At 71.8% G+C, this 16,552-nt stretch carries 18 protein-coding genes; 11 read left to right on the plus strand and 7 right to left on the minus strand.

Features of this window, described 5'->3' with window-relative positions; all coding sequences use genetic code 11:
* Positions 1-9 precede the first annotated feature (9 nt).
* The 4 genes from H180DRAFT_RS22185 to H180DRAFT_RS22200 all read left to right on the plus strand — a co-directional run bounded on the left by H180DRAFT_RS22185 (position 10) and on the right by H180DRAFT_RS22200 (position 5,106).
* Entirely contained in the window at positions 10-450 is a 441-nt protein-coding gene (locus H180DRAFT_RS22185) for an ATP-binding protein (protein ID WP_302622452.1), read from the plus strand.
* A 140-nt stretch (positions 451-590) separates the two neighbouring features.
* On the plus strand, positions 591-1,061 hold the full coding sequence (locus H180DRAFT_RS30585; RefSeq protein ID WP_055487885.1) for a P-loop NTPase fold protein: 471 nt from the start codon (positions 591-593) through the stop codon (positions 1,059-1,061).
* The gene (locus tag H180DRAFT_RS30590) at positions 1,012-2,676 is read left to right on the plus strand and encodes a P-loop NTPase fold protein (protein ID WP_254666140.1); all 1,665 of its coding nucleotides are present in this window, start codon (positions 1,012-1,014) and stop codon (positions 2,674-2,676) included. The genes H180DRAFT_RS30585 and H180DRAFT_RS30590 overlap by 50 nt, the downstream gene beginning before the upstream one ends.
* Before the next feature lie 321 nt (positions 2,677-2,997).
* Positions 2,998-5,106 carry a WD40 repeat domain-containing serine/threonine protein kinase gene (locus H180DRAFT_RS22200; RefSeq protein ID WP_074466932.1) on the plus strand — a complete coding sequence of 703 codons (2,109 nt, stop codon included), beginning with the start codon at positions 2,998-3,000 and terminating at the stop codon, positions 5,104-5,106.
* A 147-nt stretch (positions 5,107-5,253) separates the two neighbouring features.
* On the opposite strand, the gene H180DRAFT_RS22205 is transcribed toward H180DRAFT_RS22200, so the two are convergent.
* Entirely contained in the window at positions 5,254-6,276 is a 1,023-nt protein-coding gene (locus tag H180DRAFT_RS22205; RefSeq protein ID WP_079100313.1) for a TAXI family TRAP transporter solute-binding subunit, read from the minus strand.
* Positions 6,277-6,352: 76 nt separating this feature from the next.
* Positions 6,353-6,943, minus strand: a complete 591-nt coding sequence (locus H180DRAFT_RS22210) for a TetR/AcrR family transcriptional regulator (protein ID WP_055487888.1) — start codon at positions 6,941-6,943, stop codon at positions 6,353-6,355.
* Positions 6,944-7,119: 176 nt separating this feature from the next.
* On the opposite strand from H180DRAFT_RS22210, the gene H180DRAFT_RS22215 reads away from it, so the two are divergent.
* The 3 genes from H180DRAFT_RS22215 to H180DRAFT_RS22225 all read left to right on the plus strand — a co-directional run bounded on the left by H180DRAFT_RS22215 (position 7,120) and on the right by H180DRAFT_RS22225 (position 10,463).
* Complete coding sequence (locus tag H180DRAFT_RS22215; protein WP_055487954.1) at positions 7,120-8,025, plus strand: oxidoreductase; 906 nt, start codon at positions 7,120-7,122, stop codon at positions 8,023-8,025.
* Positions 8,026-8,147: 122 nt separating this feature from the next.
* The gene (gene miaB / locus H180DRAFT_RS22220) at positions 8,148-9,662 is read left to right on the plus strand and encodes a tRNA (N6-isopentenyl adenosine(37)-C2)-methylthiotransferase MiaB (protein ID WP_055487889.1); all 1,515 of its coding nucleotides are present in this window, start codon (positions 8,148-8,150) and stop codon (positions 9,660-9,662) included.
* Positions 9,663-9,746: 84 nt separating this feature from the next.
* Positions 9,747-10,463, plus strand: a complete 717-nt coding sequence (locus H180DRAFT_RS22225; protein WP_055487890.1) for a class III extradiol dioxygenase subunit B-like domain-containing protein — start codon at positions 9,747-9,749, stop codon at positions 10,461-10,463.
* Between the two features lie 122 nt (positions 10,464-10,585).
* On the opposite strand, the gene H180DRAFT_RS22230 is transcribed toward H180DRAFT_RS22225, so the two are convergent.
* Together H180DRAFT_RS22230 and H180DRAFT_RS22235 are read right to left on the minus strand one after the other, a co-directional pair.
* Complete coding sequence (locus tag H180DRAFT_RS22230; RefSeq protein ID WP_055487891.1) at positions 10,586-10,810, minus strand: antitoxin; 225 nt, start codon at positions 10,808-10,810, stop codon at positions 10,586-10,588.
* A 41-nt stretch (positions 10,811-10,851) separates the two neighbouring features.
* Positions 10,852-11,076 (minus strand): hypothetical protein, encoded by a 225-nt coding sequence (locus H180DRAFT_RS22235; protein WP_055487892.1) that lies wholly within the window; start codon positions 11,074-11,076, stop codon positions 10,852-10,854.
* 243 nt (positions 11,077-11,319) lie between these two features.
* Here H180DRAFT_RS22235 and miaA point away from each other — a divergent pair, with 243 nt between their 5' ends.
* Both miaA and H180DRAFT_RS29290 read left to right on the plus strand, forming a co-directional pair.
* Positions 11,320-12,267 (plus strand): tRNA (adenosine(37)-N6)-dimethylallyltransferase MiaA, encoded by a 948-nt coding sequence (miaA, locus tag H180DRAFT_RS22240; RefSeq protein WP_055487955.1) that lies wholly within the window; start codon positions 11,320-11,322, stop codon positions 12,265-12,267.
* Between the two features lie 162 nt (positions 12,268-12,429).
* Complete coding sequence (locus tag H180DRAFT_RS29290) at positions 12,430-12,870, plus strand: ANTAR domain-containing protein (RefSeq protein WP_107097735.1); 441 nt, start codon at positions 12,430-12,432, stop codon at positions 12,868-12,870.
* A gap of 90 nt (positions 12,871-12,960) precedes the next feature.
* Here H180DRAFT_RS29290 and H180DRAFT_RS22250 read toward each other — a convergent pair whose 3' ends face one another.
* Complete coding sequence (locus H180DRAFT_RS22250) at positions 12,961-14,193, minus strand: phospholipase D-like domain-containing protein (RefSeq protein ID WP_055487894.1); 1,233 nt, start codon at positions 14,191-14,193, stop codon at positions 12,961-12,963.
* 449 nt (positions 14,194-14,642) lie between these two features.
* Complete coding sequence (locus H180DRAFT_RS30825) at positions 14,643-14,774, minus strand: hypothetical protein (protein ID WP_302622453.1); 132 nt, start codon at positions 14,772-14,774, stop codon at positions 14,643-14,645.
* 179 nt (positions 14,775-14,953) lie between these two features.
* On the opposite strand from H180DRAFT_RS30825, the gene H180DRAFT_RS30595 reads away from it, so the two are divergent.
* Positions 14,954-15,082, plus strand: a complete 129-nt coding sequence (locus tag H180DRAFT_RS30595; protein ID WP_254666141.1) for an LPFR motif small protein — start codon at positions 14,954-14,956, stop codon at positions 15,080-15,082.
* 208 nt (positions 15,083-15,290) lie between these two features.
* Here the strand turns inward: H180DRAFT_RS30595 and H180DRAFT_RS22255 are convergent, their stop codons facing one another.
* The gene (locus tag H180DRAFT_RS22255; RefSeq protein ID WP_254666142.1) at positions 15,291-15,569 is read right to left on the minus strand and encodes an ANTAR domain-containing protein; all 279 of its coding nucleotides are present in this window, start codon (positions 15,567-15,569) and stop codon (positions 15,291-15,293) included.
* Positions 15,570-16,167: 598 nt separating this feature from the next.
* On the opposite strand from H180DRAFT_RS22255, the gene H180DRAFT_RS22260 reads away from it, so the two are divergent.
* A complete protein-coding gene (locus H180DRAFT_RS22260; RefSeq protein ID WP_055487956.1) occupies positions 16,168-16,548 on the plus strand; it encodes a hypothetical protein in 381 nt (126 codons plus the stop codon).
* Positions 16,549-16,552: the final 4 nt, after the last annotated feature.

Here is a 16,552-nt window from a genome sequence, read left to right on the forward strand (position 1 = left end):
CCGACCGAAATCAGCGCTCCCGTCCACGAGTTCGCGCAGCTGTTCAGTTCGACTCCCCGTGGTGCCCGGCTCGCCCGTCTGATGGGAACCGAACAACTGGCGGCGTGGGGCTGGCCGTACGACGACGAGGTCTCCCGGACGGGCACGCTGCTCATCGCGGAACTGGCCGCCAACGCCGCCACGCACGGCCGTGTGCCAGGACGCAGCTTCCGGTTGCGCCTGCTGACCGGCCCCGGTCTGCTGCTGCCCGGCACCCTCCGGATCGAAGTCGCCGATGCGCGGGACGAGTTCGGGGCCATGGCGCCCGAACCGCTCGCGCCGGACGCCGAGTCGGGCCGCGGCCTACTGCTCGTCGACTCGCTCGCGCACCGCTGGGGCGTCTCCCCGAGGGACCCGTCGGGGAAGACGGTGTGGGCCGAGCTGAGTCTCGGCGCGGCCGGCGGTCTGTGAGCCCGACGGAAAATGCTCACAGGTGCTGCCGGGCTGTAAGCATTCTCCTCCGTCCTCGCCCGCGTCCGCACGGCAGTTGGCCGCGTCAGGTACGACTACGATGGCGCCGGTTCCGCAGGCGCACACAACGGGGGGACGCCGTGGCCGGGTTCGACCCGCAACACTTCTCGCTGATCAACGACGAACCCGTCACCGACGCGCAAGGGGATCTGCTGGGCGCCCGCGACCCCGCCGCGCAACTCGCCAAGCTGCTGGTCGACTCCCGCCGTTCCACGCCCCTCACCCTGGCGGTCGACGCCGGATGGGGGACGGGCAAGAGCAGCCTGATGCGCCTGGTGGACACGGAGTTGACGCAGGTCCACGGAGTGCGCACGGTCTGGTACAACGCCTGGACCTCGACCGGCGCGGACGTCCTCGAAGGTCTGATCAAGTCGGTTCTGATGCGTTTCGACAAACGGGTCCTGCGCCGGACCGTCCCAGCGCATCTCCGACCGCGGGACCCTCCTGAGACTGATCCGCGCCTCGTTCCTGCTGGCAGGCGGCCTGTTCGGGCTGAGCCCCATGGTGAACGAGCTGTGGAAGGGAATGTCCGGGAGCCCGCAGGCCCGTAACGAGATGCGGGACGCGATCAGGGAAGCGGTGCGGGAGCGGGTCGAGACCGGCGAGTTCTCGCCCAAGCAGCTTCTGGTCGTCTTCATCGACGACCTGGACCGCTGCTCGGAGGAGACGGTTCTCGCGGTGTGCGAGGCCGTGAAGGTGTATCTGGACGTGCCCGGCGTGGCGTTCGTCATCGGGTGCGACCGCTCGGCGCTCGCATCCAACGGTCTGCTGCGCGACCTGTCGCCCGCCGGGTCGGCGTTCATGGAGAAGATCTTCCAGACGACCTACCGGATTCCCGTGCCGGACGGTACGGGAATCGAGGACTTCATCCACCGCTGTGCCCAGCGGTCCGGCATCCAGCCGGTGCTGAACGCCGACGTGGTCTCCGTGATCGCCGAGCGCTCCGGGCGCAATCCGCGGCGGATCAAGAAGCTCATCAACGGGTTCGTGCTGGAGGTCGGACTCAACCCGCTGTGGCGGGACTTCGTGCGCGAGGACGCGCGAAGCGTGGTCAGCACCCTGGTGCTCCAGCACTTCTACACCGACTTCTACCGGATGCTGGTCGACAGCGGAAGCGACGCCGCCAGCCCCTTCGGCGACGTCCTCACCGAGTTCCAGACCTACCGCAAAGTCCGCCTCCGGCTTCGGCTGCGGCCCCGCCAGGTGGAGGACGGCGTAGCGAGCGACGAGGAGGTCTCGCGCTTCTTCGCGCAGCACGAGGTGCGGCAGCCCTCGCTCACCGACACGGACACCTGGAGCGAGAACCTGGAGGAGCTGGAGCGGGAACTGCCCAGAGAATTCCCGGTCCTGGTCGCCGACCGCGGATTCACCTCGCTCGTCGACGAGTTGGAGCGGCAGCCCCGGTACGAGGAGCTGATCCAGCGACTGCGTCAGCGCCCCTCGCCGGTCGACGAGCTGGAGCAGCCGCAGGCGTACGGGCAGGTGATCCAGTCGCTGTGGCAGCAGCAACTGCGCCCCACCGCGGAACAAGGCGCACCGGTGCCGGCTCAGCAGTACCAGGGCGCGTACCAGCCGCAGCCCTACCCGGGCTCGCCGTACCCGGGGCCCCCGTATCCGGTGTCCCCCTACTCGGCGTCCCCGTACTCGGGCCCCTCGTACCCGGGGTCCCCGTACCCGGGGTCCCCGTACCCGGTGCCTCAGTACGGGGCCGAGCCTCCCCTCTCGGACCTTTCGAGGGCACGCGCCGCCCAACCACTCGCGGACATGCGCATCCTGTGGATCGACGACAACCCTGCCAGTGTCGAGACGGAGGCCCAGGCGATGCGCCGGGCGGGGGCGTCCGTCGAGGTGGTCGAGAACCGGGCGGAGGCGGAGCGGCAGCTCGCGGCCGGTGACCACGATCTGCTGATCTCCGACATCGCGCGCGGCGCGGGCCGCGAGGCCGGGTTCAACGATGCCGAAGGTCTCCGCCGCGGCGACTACTACAAGGGCCCCCTGATCTTCTACACGGGCCGGGTCACCCCGGCGCGGCAGGCACAGGCCGAGCAGCTGGACGCGGGGATCACGGCGAGCCCGGACAAGCTGCAGCAGCTCGTCGCCGACGCCGCTCAGGAGCGCCGGTCGCGGACGTCTCCGGCGGCCGGGCCCGGCGACTCGACCGCGTAGCGGGTTCGCAGCCCCCGAAGTGCCGTTCGCGCCTTGCGACGGCGGACGGCGCGGCGAGGCGGCCGTCCCCAGCGACGTGGCCCGTGGCGTGTGGAGTCGGCATGCCGCCGGCGGCGGAGGGACCAGCGGTCACGCGGTCCCTCCCGCGTCCTGGGAGATCTGTTCAGGGGTGTGGCGTTCGTCTAATCTGTGGCTCGCTCGGAGCCGGCGGCCCGGACCCGGCTGGCGGGGAGGCCGCCCCCGGATCGCCGGGAGCGGGCCGCGCCTGATCGGTGGCGCACGGCGCGGTACGGGCGCGCAGACGAACGGGGGAGAGGCGCCATGTCTCAACTGGACCGTGGCGGTCCGGCGGTTCCGCCTGTCAGCCCTGGGCCGGGGTGGCCGACGACTCCGCCTCCGCACCGGCCGCTGGGGACCGGCGATCCGCGCGAGGCCGGTCCGTACCGGCTGGAGGCGGTGCTGGGTGCGGGCGGGATGGGCCGTGTGTACCTGGGGCGTACACCGGCGGGCAGTGAGGTGGCGGTCAAGCTCGTGCACCGCGAGTACGCGGGTGACCGGGCCTTCCGCAAGCGCTTCGAGCAGGAGGTGGCCGCCGCCGGGCGGGTCCAGGGGCTGTACACCGTGCCGGTGGTCGACGCGGACCTTCAGGCCGAGGAGCCCTGGCTGGCCACGGCCTACGTTCCCGGGCCGTCGTTGCAGGACGCCGTGGACGACGAGGGTCCGCTGCCGGAGGCGGCGGCGCTGGGTCTTGTCGCCAAGGTGGCCGAGGCCCTGCAGTCCATCCATGCCGCCGGTGTGATCCACCGTGACCTGAAGCCTTCCAACATCATCCTCACCGCCGAGGGGCCCAAGGTCATCGACTTCGGCATCGCGCGGGCCGCGGACGTCACCTCGGTGACCGGTACGGGAATGCGCGCGGGAACGCCCGGGTACATGGCGCCCGAGTACATCCGCGGGCATGAACTGACCGAAGCCGTCGACGTCTTCGCCCTCGGACTCGTCGCGCACTTCGCAGTCACCGCACGCCTCGCCTTCGGCGGCGGCAGCGCCCACGGCGTCACCTACCGCATCCTCGAACAGGAACCCGACCTCGACGGCTGCCCCGCGCCCGTCCGCACGGTCGCCGCGCGCTGCCTGGCGAAGGACCCGCAGCAGCGACCCGACCCCGCCGCCGTCATCCAGCTCTGTCGCGGGAATCCGGCGCCGGAAGCGACCGTCGTCGACGTCCACTCTGCTCCGACCCGGCCCGCCCACTCCGCGGTGCCCGCGCCGCCTCCGACGAAGCAGGACCCGGAAGAGGCGGCACCGTCCCGGCCGGCGAGCCCTTCCCCGCCGGTCGGGTACTCCCCGTTCGCCGCCCTTGCCGCGCCCTTGCGGAGAGGGCGAGGCGGCGCAGGGGCAGGCGGGGTCGTCCTCGGGCTCGTCCTCGTTCTGGCCGTCGTACTCACCGTCTTCCTCGTGCCCTGGGGCGGCACCGGCGGGGACTCGCCTCCCTGGCTGAAGCCCACGGTCACGCTCACGGGCCCCGGGGACTCGGCCGCGGACGTGGCGTTCAGCCCGGACGGCAGGACGCTCGCCGCAGGCGTTCAGCAGGGCAAGTTGCGGCTGTGGGACGTGGCGACCCGCAAGCAGCGCGCCACCCTCGAGCAGCGCGACGAACGCGGCGAGGAGCAGCTCCAGAGGATTTCCTCCGTCGAGTTCAGCCCCGACGGCAAGGTGCTCGCCGGAGCGGCCGGCGACCACACGGTGGGACTGTGGGACCTGGCCGGGCGCCGACAGGTCGCCACCTTCGAGGCGAGCCCCACGGATCAGGTCAGGGACATCGCGTTCAGCCCGGACGGCAAGGTCCTCGCCACCGGCAGCGAGGACGGCAAGGTGCGGCTGTGGGACGTAGACAGCAGCGAGACCCGCCGCATCGCCACACTGGATCACGGCCAGCCGGTGTGGAACGTCGTCTTCAGCCCGGACGGCGGGACGGTGGCGTCCGCGGCCTACGACCCCGCCGGCAGCTCCCTGCACACGGCGATGCTGTGGGACGTGGCCGACCACACATCCGCCCACGCCCTCCGCCATCCCAAGAGTGTCGCCGGTGTGGCGTTCGGCAAGGACGGCACCACCCTGTTCACCGTCGGTTCGGACGACAGGATCAGACAGTGGGACGTGAACAGCGGCCGTGAAAAAGACCCCTTGGCCGAAGGCGGATTCACCTCCGCGGACGGCGTCGTCTCCAGCTCGGACGGCAAGACGCTCGCGACCTTCGCGTGGACCGAGGCGCGGCTGTGGAATCCGGACGACGGAACACCGCGGGCCGTCCTGACGGGCCACAAGGACAGCGTGGAGAGCGTGGCCGTCAGTCCGGGGGGCGGGCTCGTCGCGACCACGGCGAGGGACGGCAAGCTGCGCATGTGGAAGGTCCCGAAGGCCGGTTGAGCCGAGGGAGCCGGGGCGCGCGGCCGGGCACCCGCCCCAACCGCAGGGCCGGCGAAGGAACTTGTGCGCGGCAGAGCTGACACGGGGCGTCAAGTGCTGCGCCGAACGGGAACTTTGACGCGACGGGCGTCAAGTGCCCCCGCGGCGCTACGGCTTGACGGACCTGTAGAAGTGCTGGGCGCCCTTGTGCAGGGGCAGCGGTGCCGTGTAGATCGCGGTGCGCCGGTCGACCTTCTGCGCCGCGTGGACCTTCTCGCCGATCCGGTCGCGGCTGTTGAGCGCCGCCCGCGTCATGCCTTCGGTGAGGGCGGTGTCCGTACGGTCCGTGGTGACCAGCAGGTTGGCCACTGCCACGGTGTCGACGGGCTCGCCCTGCTGAATGGCCGGGTAGGCGTCGGGCGGCATCACGGCGGCACGGTAGTGGCGCGTCTCGGGTTCGAGGGCGTGGAGCTTCTCCACCAGATCGCCGAGCTGTACGAGCTGGATGTTGGTTCTCGCCGACAGGTTCTCGATGGCGGCGGTCGGCAGGCCACCGGACCAGAAGAACGCGTCGATCTTGCCCTTCTCCAGCAGGTCTGGCATACGGTCGATCCCCTGGTGCACGGTGTGCACGTCCTTGTCGACGTCCAGACCGGCCGCCCGCAGCAGCCTTCCCGCGATGAGGTTCACCCCGGACCGCTCCTGGCCGACGCCGACCCGCATCCCCTTGAGGTCCTTGGCGCTGCGCACACCCGAACCGGCCGGTACGACGAGCTGCAGGTAGTCGTCGTACAGCCGGGCGCACGCGCGCAGGCGGTCGGCGCCCGGTTCCTTGCGGTCGCGGTACGTGGCGACCGCGTCCGAGGCGGCGATGGTGAAGGAGGCCTTGCCGGAGGTCACCAGGTCGAGGTTCTGCACCGAGCCCTGGCTGCTGCGCAACCGCAGTTGCACATCGGGCAGTTCGTGGTGAAGGCGGTCCTGGAGGAGGGAGCCGTAGCGCGCGTACACACCCGTGGACACGCCGGTGGCGAAGGTGACGGTGCCGCTGGGGGCGGCGGTGCCGCCGGGCACCAGCCACCACACCAGCACCCCGAGCACGGCGACCACAGCCGTGCCCGCGCGCAGCAGGTGCCGTCTGCCCATGCGGAGGCCGCCGCTCAGGCGGCGCGCTGTACGTCGGAGGCTCACCATGGACGGCGATCGTGCCAGGCACCGGCGCCGGACGCGAGGGCGGGGCCACGGTGCAGGGAGGAGGGGCGGGCGGCTCTCATCGTCGCCGCAGGCCGTGCAGCAGTTTCTCGACGGCGTCGGGGACGACGGCTTCCAGCTCCTGGCCGTCGAGCATCCCGCCGTTGGCCATGGCCGTCAGCCCGTGCAGCGTCGCGAGCGCCAGCAGGGCGAGGTGTTCGGGGTTGCCGGGCACCAGCTCCCCCGACTCCTGCGCGACGGAGATCACTTCGAGCGAGACGGCGAACGCCCGCTCCGCCGCGGCGCGCACGGACTCGGCACCCTCGCGGTGCTTGCCGGCGTACATCAGCTCCAGCAGGGCCGCGTGCCGCATGGCGAAGCGGACGTATGCGCGGGCGAGGGCCTGCAACCGGGCGGTGCATTCCGGCTCGGCGTCCCGCACGGCGGCGTCGAGGTCCTGGCCGAGGCGGACGAAACCGTCCTCGGCGAGCGCGTCCAGCAGCGCCTGCCGGTCGCCGAAGTGGCGCCGGGGTGCGGCGTGGCTGACGCCGGTCTCGCGGGCGAGCTCGCGGAGGGAGAGGGCGGTGACGCCGCGCTCGCGCACCGTGGCCTCGGCCCGTTCGAGAAGCGCGGCGCGGAGGTTTCCGTGGTGGTAGGAGCCGGCGCGCATGGCGGCAGAGTACTCGACCGCCGCGGTCGGCCCAGGTGGGTCCGGTTCGGTCCGGGCGTATCCCGGCAGCTCGCCGGGATCCCGGAGTTCCGGTGGCCGTGTTCCGCGCAGCCGCGCGGAACACGGCCCGGGTGGACGGGATTGACGGCCATGTTGTCGGTGACTACATTCCCGTCATGACTACCTCACGATGGACGGCACAGCAGCTCCCCGATCTCTCCGGACGCACAGTCGTCGTGACCGGAGCCAACAGCGGCCTCGGCCTCGTCACCGCGCGGGAGGCGGCCCGCGCCGGAGCGCACGTCGTCCTCGCCGTGCGGGACACGGCCCGCGGCGAGGCCGCCGCCTCCACGCTGCGGGGCAGCACCGAGGTGCGACGGCTCGACCTGGCCGACCTGGCCTCCGTGCGCGCCTTCGCCGAGAACTGGCAGGGCACGCTCGACGTCCTGGTCAACAACGCCGGCGTGATGGCGATACCCGAGCGCCGCACGGCCGACGGCTTCGAGATGCAGCTCGGCACCAACCACCTCGGCCACTTCGCCCTCACCAATCTGCTGCTGCCCCACATCAGCGGCCGCGTCGTGACCGTCTCCTCCGTGGCGCACCGAACCGGCCGCATCGCCTTCGACGACCTCAACTCCCACGGCGGGTACAACCGCTGGCGCGCCTACGGGCAGTCCAAGCTCGCCAACCTCCTGTTCACCGCCGAACTCGCCCGGCGGCTGGAGTCGGTGGCCTCGCAGGTCACGGCGCACGCCGCCCACCCCGGGTACTCGGCGACCAACCTCCAGGGCCACACGACGAACAAGGCCGAGAAGGCGTTCATGGCCGTCGCGAACCGGCTCGTCGCGCAGCGCGACGAGATGGGTGCGCTGCCCACGCTCTACGCCGCCACCCAGCCGCTGCCGAGCGGCAGTTACACCGGCCCCGGCGGTTTCATGGAGAGCCGCGGACACCCGGCACCGGCCCGCAGGAGCGCCGCCGCGAAGAACGCGCGCGACGCCGAGCGCCTCTGGGGTCTCTCCGAGAGCCTCACCGGCGTCGCGTTCCCGCTCACTTCCGCGCCTTCGGGACGTGCCTGAGCCGGGAGCCGGCCGGCAGTGCGGACGGGTCTGCTTCCGCGCGCGGGGCGGTACGCGGGGGAGCGGGCCGCCCCGGCCGCGGGGCGTGCGCAGCGCCCGAGCGCGTACCCTGTTCGACTGAGATGACTGCGAAGACTTATGAGCTGCGGACGTTCGGCTGCCAGATGAACGTCCACGACAGCGAGCGGATGGCGGGCCTGCTGGAGGAGGCGGGCTATGTGCGCGCGCCCGAGGGCGCGGACGGCGGCGACGGCGGGGCCGCCGCGGACCTTGTCGTCTTCAACACCTGCGCGGTGCGGGAGAACGCCGACAACCGCCTCTACGGCAATCTCGGTCAGCTCGCCCCGAAGAAGGCCGCGCGGCCCGGCATGCAGATCGCGGTCGGCGGCTGCCTGGCGCAGAAGGACCGCGAGACGATCGTGAAGAAGGCCCCCTGGGTCGACGTCGTCTTCGGCACGCACAACGTCGGCAAGCTGCCTGTCCTCCTGGAGCGTGCCCGCGTCCAGGAGGAGGCGCAGGTCGAGATCGCCGAGTCGCTGGAGGCCTTCCCCTCGACGCTGCCCACGCGCCGCGAGAGCGCGTACGCGGCCTGGGTCTCCGTCTCCGTCGGGTGCAACAACACCTGCACCTTCTGCATCGTCCCGCAGCTGCGCGGCAAGGAGAAGGACCGCAGGCCGGGCGACATCCTCGCCGAGGTCGAGGCGCTGGTTTCCGAGGGCGTCACCGAGATCACGCTGCTCGGCCAGAACGTCAACGCATACGGGGCGGACATCGGCGACCGCGAAGCGTTCAGCAAGCTGCTTCGAGCATGCGGACGCATCGAGGGCCTGGAGCGCGTGCGCTTCACTTCCCCCCACCCGCGCGACTTCACCGACGACGTGATCGAGGCGATGGCCGGGACGCCGAACGTGATGCCGCAACTCCACATGCCGCTGCAGTCCGGCTCCTCGCGGGTGCTGAAGGCCATGCGGCGCTCCTACCGGCAGGAGCGCTTCCTGAGCATCATCGAGAAGGTCCGTGCGGCCATGCCGCACGCGGCGATCTCCACGGACATCATCGTCGGCTTCCCCGGCGAGACCGAGGAGGACTTCGAGGAGACCATGCACGTCGTGCGCGAGGCGCGCTTCGCGCAGGCCTTCACCTTCCAGTACAGCAAGCGGCCCGGGACGCCCGCCGCCGAGATGGACGGGCAGATCCCGAAGAAGACCGTGCAGCAGCGGTACGAACGCCTCGTCGCGCTCCAGGAACAAATCTCCTGGGAGGAGAACAAGAAGCAGGTCGGACGCACCCTCGAACTCCTCGTCGCCGAGGGGGAGGGCCGCAAGGACGAGGCCACCAGGCGGCTGTCCGGACGCGCTCCCGACAACCGGCTCGTGCACTTCGCCCGTCCCGCCGAACAGGTGCGCCCCGGCGACATGGTCACCGTCGAGGTGACCTACGCGGCCCCCCACCACCTGCTGGCCGAGGCTCCGCCCACCGCCGTGCGCCGCACACGTGCCGGCGACGCGTGGGAGTCGCGCAATACCGCGCCGGACGCGGCGGCCGGGAAGCAGGGCGTGATGCTGGGCCTGCCCACGGTCGGCGCTCCCGAACCGGAACCCGCCGACGCCGGGGGCGGCGGCTGCCGCGTCTGCTGAGGCCGCCGGCGGTGCCGTACGGACCGCGCACGAGGTCGCATCGCGCGGTTACGCAGAGCGACTCACGCCGTTAAGCTGCGCGCCATGCTTGTCGCCGCCGCCACGTGTCCCAGTCCGCCCCTGCTCGTCCCCGAGGTCGCCGGAGGCGCGGCCCACGAGATGGACGCCGCACGCGCCGCGTGCGACGAGGCTCTCGGCGCCCTCGCAGAGGCACGTCCCGACCGTCTCGTCGTCGTCGGCCCGGCGGAGCAGTCCGCGCGCGGCACACACCCGCAGGGAGCACGGGGTTCCTTCCGCGGTTTCGGCGTGGACATGGAGGTCTCCCTCGGCAAGGGAGAGCCCCCCGCCGACGCCCGCCCGCTCCCGTCGTCCCTGGCCGTCGGCGCGTGGCTGCTGGACCGCGAGGGATGGACAGCCGCACCGGTGGAAGGACTCGGCGTCGGCGAACCGCTCAGCCGCGTGCGCTGCGAGGAGACCGGGCGTCAACTGGCGGCCGGTACCGAACGGGTGGCTCTTCTCGTGATGGGTGACGGCACCAACTGCCGCACGGTCAAGGCCCCCGGCTACTTCGACGAACGCGCCACGGCCTTCGACGCCGAGGCGGCCCGTGCCCTGGGCACCGCGGACGCCGACGCCCTGCTGGCGCTGGACGAGGAACTCGCGTACGAGCTGAACGCCGCGGGCCGCTCCTGCTGGCAGGTGCTCGCCGGCGCGGCGGGGGGCGGCAGTGCGCTGCGCGGGCGGCTGCTGTACGACGAAGCCCCTTACGGAGTGGGCTACTTCGTCACGAGCTGGACCTGACATGTGACGTGACGGGCGCGGGCGTGCCCCCGGCCGGAACTCCGGCGGGGGCACGCCCGCATCTCGCGCTCGCGGTGCGGCGAGCCCGGCTCACCACCGGCGGCGGGCCGGGGCCGGCACGGTCAGGAACCGCCCCGGGGGCCCTCGCTGCCGCCGCCCTGGGAGCCGCCGCCCTCACGGCCGTACTTCTCGGTCTGCTCCTTCGCCTTCCGGCTGCTGGACCGGATCTTCTCGCTGTACTTGCCCTTGGTCTTGGAGTCGGCCATGTCCGCGGCCTTGTCGATGCCCTTGGACACCTTGTCGCCGTGCTGGCCCAGCATTCCCTTGACCTTGTCCATGAGACCCATGGCGGCCACCTTCCTTCCGTCCGGTGCGCCTCAGCGGCGGTTCAGTTGCGGGCGTCGTCCGCGGCTTCGCTGTCGGCTGCGCCCTCGGCCGACTGCTGCTTCGGGATGCCGACGTCGTCCGGCTCGTCCCCGCCTCCGGCAGCCGCCGAGACCTCCTGTTCCTTCGCCTTCCCACCCGCTGCGGCTTCCCCAGCGGGGGCGGCGCCGGCGGCCGGTTTCCGGGGTGGACCGGAAGAACGCCGCAGAAGCCGTGCAAAGACGCCCATATCTCTACTCCTGACCTTACTGACATAGCTGCGATCCGGCGCACCGGGAAAGAGCGCCGCTCCCCGCCTGCGGCGGAACCGTCGCCGGAAACAGGGCTTGGGGCCCTCGCAACAGGCAACGAAACCGCGGGGCCGCCGTCACGTCGCTCGTTCGGGTCCGGAGAGGCGCGAGAGGTTTGGGACACTGGCGGCGTGAATGCCGCAGACCCGTCCCCGGTCCCCCCAGCCGCACCCGGCGGGCCCCTGACCCCTCAGCCCCGCCGCGGCGCCGTCCCGCCCGTCGTCGCAGTCGTCGGGCCCACCGCCGCGGGCAAGTCCGACCTCGGCGTCGCGCTCGCCCGCCGCCTCGGCGGAGAGGTGATCAACGCGGACTCGATGCAGCTCTACCGCGGCATGGACATCGGCACGGCCAAGCTGACGCGGCGCGAGCGCGACGGAGTGCCGCACCATCTCCTGGACATCTGGGACGTCACGGTCGCGGCCAGCGTCGCCGAGTACCAGAGGCTCGCCCGAACCGAGATAGAGCGGCTGCGCACCGCGGGACGCGTCCCGGTCCTGGTGGGCGGCTCCGGGCTGTACGTACGGGGCGCCATCGACGCCATGGACTTCCCCGGCACCGACCCGGCCGTGCGGGCCCGCCTGGAGGACGAACTCGAGGCCGAGGGCTCGGGGGCCCTGCACGAGCGGCTGGCCGCCGCGGACCCGCAGGCCGCGCGCGCGATTCTGCCGAGCAACGGGCGCCGTGTCGTGCGCGCCCTCGAGGTCATCGAGATCACCGGCCGTCCCTTCACCGCGAATCTGCCGGGGCACGAGGCGGTGTACGAGACGGTCCAGCTCGGAGTCGACGTGGCCCGCCCCGAGCTCGACGAGCGGATCACCGCACGCGTCGGACGGATGTGGGAGGCGGGCCTCGTGGAGGAGGTGCGCGAACTGGAGGCGGCCGGGCTGCGCACGGGGCGTACGGCGTCGCGCGCGCTGGGCTACCAGCAGATCCTCGCGATGCTCGCCGGCGAGTGCAGCGAGCAGGACGCACGAGAGGAGACCGTGCGTGCCACGAAGCGCTTCGCACGCCGGCAGGACTCCTGGTTCCGCCGCGACCCGCGCGTGCACTGGCTCAGCGGTGCCGCGGGGGACAGGCCGGAACTGACCGGCAAGGCGCTGGAGTTGCTGGAGCGCGCCGTCACGGTCTGACCGCACGCACGGTTCCGGACGTCCCCGGCGGGGCCTGCGCGCCGGCCCGCCCGGCGGTTCAACGGGGCTGCCGCGCCGGGGAATCGGGGTGGGGAGCGAAGTGACCGGGGCGGCCCGGGCGTTCGTGGACAGAACGGTCTCGCCTCTGAGACGGTCGAGTACATGTTGTCCGGCAAGAAGGATCTGTCCGAGCACCCGGGCGAACGCTCACCACCCGTACCCCGTCAGGCAGGGCGGCACCCGCGGGAGGCCGCCCGGACTCAGCAGCACCGCCGGTCCCGCGTGGAAGGCCCGGAGCTCGCGCCGCACGACGGCCGGAGGCAGACGGCGCGGGAGCAGCAGCTGGAGCGGGAGGTCGGCCGGCTCCGTCAGGCAATGGAGCACCGTGCGGCGATCGACCAGGCCCGCGGCATCATCATGGGCTTGCGGGCATGCTCCAGCGAAGCGGCATGGCAAGTCCTCGTCGAGGTCTCCCAGAACACCAACACCAAGCTCCGCGACGTCGCCACCACCCTGGTGGCCACGTCAAGCGTCGACTCACTCCCGGCGGACCAGCGCCGTCAACTCGGCGCCGCATTCCGCCGGATGGACACCGGAACCTGACGGGCCTCGCGCCGCATCCGGAAATTGCGTGGTGCCGCCTGCCGGGCCGGCGCGCTCAGGGACGGGCGGACGTGCCGTCTCCTCACGCGTTCACATGAAACGGCGGACGGGCGAGACCGCAGCTTCCCTCAGCCGCTGCGCGGCAGGGCGCTTCTTCCAGCGGCCTCGTTGCATCCGCTCACTGACCTCGAGGTCCTGCTCGAAGTGCTCATCGAGCCGGGCGGTGAAGGTCTCCTCGAGCACGGCGAGCATGACTTCCTCGTCGTGGTCGAGCGAGCGGCGGTTGAAATTGGTCGAGCCCAGGAGCGAGGCCACCCGGTCGACCGTGATGACCTTCGCGTGCATCATCGTCGGCTGGTACTCCCAGATCCGCACTCCGCAGTCGAGGAGTTCCTCGTAGTGCTGCTGGCCGGTCAGCCGGGACACCCGCTTGTCCGAGTGCGGGCCGGGAAGCAGGATGTCCACCTCCACGCCCCGGCGGGCGATGTCGCACAGCAGACCGATGAAGTACGGGTCGGGGGCGAAGTAGGCAGTCGCGATGCGCACGCGCTCCTGCGCCGACTCGAGAACGACGCGCAGGAGGGTCTGCATGTCCTGCCAGCCGAAGCTGGCGGAGCCGCGGACCACCTGGATCACCGCGTCGCCCTGGGGCTCCAGTTCGATGAAGCGGTCGCGTTCGTCGAAGAGTTCCTCGTGGCACTCGGCCCAGTTCTGCGCGAAGGCGGCCGCGATCCCGTCCACGGCCGGCCCGCGGACCTCGGCGTGGGTGTCCCTCCACTCGTTCTCGTTGCGGGCGTCGCCGCACCACTCCTGGGCGATGCCGACGCCGCCGGTGAAGGCGATGCTCTCGTCCACGACCAGCACCTTGCGGTGGCAGCGGTGGTTCTGCTTGAACGGCGACGACCACATCGGCTTGCGGAACCACGCCACTTGGGCGCCGGCCTGCTCCATCATCTCCAGCAGATTCTGTTCGATCGGTCTGCTGCCGAAGCCGTCGAGCAGCACCCTGACCCGCAGGCCGTTGCGGGCCCGGTCCGCCAGCGCCTCGGCGAACTGCCGCGCGATGTCACCGCGCCAGTAGACGAAGGTCATCATGTCCACGGTGTGCTCCGCGGCCCGGATACGGGCCAGCATCGCTTCGAAGATCTGGTCTCCGTTGCGCAGCGGAACAAGTGCGTTCCCCTCGGTGGCGGCGATGCCGATGAGGCGCTCCAGCCGTCGCCGTATGCGCTGCCGCTTCTCCTCGCCGGACGCGGGAGCCGCCTCCGGTGGCTGCGGGCCGCGCTGGGGCGGGGGCTGATGCGGGTCTTGCGCGGTCGTCATGGTCACCTGCCGGTCAGGAACGGGGGGGGCGAGGGCACGGCTCCGAAATGCCCGATGCGTGCTTCCGCCGAGCGGACTGTACCCAGCGGCGATACCGGGAGGTACCCCAGGTGGGCCACTCTCATCCGCGGCCGCACTGCCGGTTCTCCCGAGCGGGCATGCCGGTGCCCGGCATGGGCAGCGGTACGCCGGTCGATTCGGGGGTGCCCCGTGGCCGTCGGAGTCGTCCTGGTCGTGTGTGTGATCCTGGCCGCACCGGCCTTCCTGTTGCCGCGGCTCTCGCGACGCCGGAACCACAGCCGCCCGTACGGACCGGTCCGGGCGACAGCCGTGAGCCATGTGTGAACTGCCGTGTGCGGGCAACCCAGCCGGTGCGTCGTTGCGTGGCCCGGGCCAGGTGACGGCGAAGACCCCACTCGGTTCGGAGCGCAGCCGGTGGGGTCGGCCCGTCACAGGACCCCGGGCGGGGAGCGCGAGCCGCTGATCACCTGGTGGATCACCTCGCAGGTGTACTGGCACTCCTCCATCAGCCGCGTGGCCTCCGCTGTCAGGATCCCGTAGGGCTGATCGGGGTCGGACACCGGTAGCCCCTCGGTCCAGGCGCCTCTTCGTCGCCGTGCACCCCGCCGGCTCCGGCTTCGCCGGACAGAGCGCCCCGCGACGTTTCGTCCGGCCGCTCCGGGCAACTCAGCCACCGGCCGCGCGGCGCCTGTCGTGCGGCTTCGAACTTCGGACCGGCCAACTGAACGGAGAACCGGACATGTTCAAGGCAATCGCAGACGTTCTGCGCGCCATCGGCGGCGCCGTCGCCACCGTCGTCACGCTCCCCTTCCGCCTTGTGGCGCGTCTCTTCGGCGGAGTTTCCGACAGCGCCCACGGCAGGCACTGAGCACACCGCCGTGGGCCGGCGGTCGGGCGGCGGAAACGGTGCCGGTCACCGCCGCCGCTGCCTTCCGCTCAACACGGCCTGCTGTGCGGCTGGTTCCGCGGTCGAGGCGTGGCACCTCCCGTGCCGCGCAACTCGACCCGCTCCGGGACCGCCCGGCGCACAGCCCGGGTTCCGGGCCCGCACGCCCGTGGAGCTCCGGGGGCCGGGACTACGGGGATCTCAACTGCTTCAGCGCGGCTTCGATCACGGAGCGCAGGCGCCCGTCCACGACGCCTTCCTGTGTGCTCGCCACGATCTCCTCCGCAACCGAGTTGAGCTTGGTGTTGGAGTGCTGCGAGACGGTCACCAGCACCGTCCACGCATCGTCCGGGGTGAGGCTGTACGCAGCCATGAGTACGCCCTTGGCCTGATCGATGACGGGCCGGGTCTCCATCGCCCTCCGCAGCTGTTCCAGCTCCACGGACTCATCCGCCGCCCCACCAGACACGGCCGCCCTCGCTCCTCTCGTACCGTCGACGCATCCACCGATGCCCAGCGTCACGAAAGCCTATACACAGCACATATGGCATGGGTATGGCGTCGATCTCAGGGCCGCCCCCGGGCCCTGCGGACCGTGGCACGGTGCCCGCCGGGAAGGCCCGAAACGACCTGCCGAAACGGGGCGGGAGCGACCCGGCCCCACAGCTGCCGCATCGCTGCTGAACCGCTGAACGCCCGGTCACAGCCTGATCACGTGATGGCATCGGGACGTCCTGGACGTCCGCCGTGGCCATTCCGGCGTGCCATCATCGACCATCGTTCGGAGCCTGCAGTTGTAGTTGGGAGGGCGGGTGGCGATGGAGGCTGGCCCTCGTGACAATGAGGAGACCGCTGTCGACGAGGTTGAGCGCGCCGGGTCCGCGGGGGGACGCATCGACGACCTTCCGGGCCTTGACGGCAGCACCCGGGGCGCTCCCCTCGGCAACGGTGACTCCGCGGCCGACCGCTCAGGTGGAGGGCGGGGCGTGAGCGACGGCCCGGACAGCGCCGACGCGGGCCTCGCGGACGACCTGGACCTCGACGACGGGACCGATCCCGCCGACGACCTGGACGGCTCCGACGCACCCCCCGAGGCCCGGGACGCCGACGTGGAGGCACAGGATCTGCGTCCCCCGCGCAAGTTCCGGGTGTGGCAGCTCGCCCCCATCGTGGTGCTGAGCGCCCTCGGCTCGCTGATGTTCGCCTTCCCCCTCGCCTTCGAGCCGGACGGCGGCACGGGCGCGGTCGTCTCCATGCTGGGGCTCCTGATCTGCGGCTGCGCCGCCGGCTGGGCCGTGGTGGCCGCCCGCCGTGTCGGGCTGTCCTGGCCGGGCCTGCCCGCCCCCGAATCGGACGAGCGCCCGGACTGGCGGATCGTCGCCCTGTACGCCGTGGTCGTGGGGACCGTGGTGGCGCTCGCGATCTGGCGGGTGGCCAGGCTGCGCTGACCCG

The organism is Streptomyces sp. WMMB 322 (genome assembly GCF_900090145.1).
GTDB lineage: Bacteria > Actinomycetota > Actinomycetes > Streptomycetales > Streptomycetaceae > Streptomyces.

What these genes read in the sequence shown, in the direction of transcription:
- H180DRAFT_RS30590 (WP_254666140.1), top strand. Translation starts at nt 1,012, where the DNA reads ATGGTGAACGAGCTGTGGAAGGGAATGTCCGGGAGCCCGCAGGCCCGT.
- H180DRAFT_RS22200 (WP_074466932.1), top strand. Translation starts at nt 2,998, where the DNA reads ATGTCTCAACTGGACCGTGGCGGTCCGGCGGTTCCGCCTGTCAGCCCT.
- H180DRAFT_RS22205 (WP_079100313.1), bottom strand. Translation starts at nt 6,276, where the DNA reads ATGGTGAGCCTCCGACGTACAGCGCGCCGCCTGAGCGGCGGCCTCCGC.
- H180DRAFT_RS22210 (WP_055487888.1), bottom strand. Translation starts at nt 6,943, where the DNA reads ATGCGCGCCGGCTCCTACCACCACGGAAACCTCCGCGCCGCGCTTCTC.
- H180DRAFT_RS22215 (WP_055487954.1), top strand. Translation starts at nt 7,120, where the DNA reads ATGACTACCTCACGATGGACGGCACAGCAGCTCCCCGATCTCTCCGGA.
- miaB (WP_055487889.1), top strand. Translation starts at nt 8,148, where the DNA reads ATGACTGCGAAGACTTATGAGCTGCGGACGTTCGGCTGCCAGATGAAC.
- H180DRAFT_RS22225 (WP_055487890.1), top strand. Translation starts at nt 9,747, where the DNA reads ATGCTTGTCGCCGCCGCCACGTGTCCCAGTCCGCCCCTGCTCGTCCCC.
- H180DRAFT_RS22230 (WP_055487891.1), bottom strand. Translation starts at nt 10,810, where the DNA reads ATGGGTCTCATGGACAAGGTCAAGGGAATGCTGGGCCAGCACGGCGAC.
- H180DRAFT_RS22235 (WP_055487892.1), bottom strand. Translation starts at nt 11,076, where the DNA reads ATGGGCGTCTTTGCACGGCTTCTGCGGCGTTCTTCCGGTCCACCCCGG.
- H180DRAFT_RS29290 (WP_107097735.1), top strand. Translation starts at nt 12,430, where the DNA reads ATGTTGTCCGGCAAGAAGGATCTGTCCGAGCACCCGGGCGAACGCTCA.
- H180DRAFT_RS22250 (WP_055487894.1), bottom strand. Translation starts at nt 14,193, where the DNA reads ATGACGACCGCGCAAGACCCGCATCAGCCCCCGCCCCAGCGCGGCCCG.
- H180DRAFT_RS30595 (WP_254666141.1), top strand. Translation starts at nt 14,954, where the DNA reads ATGTTCAAGGCAATCGCAGACGTTCTGCGCGCCATCGGCGGCGCCGTC.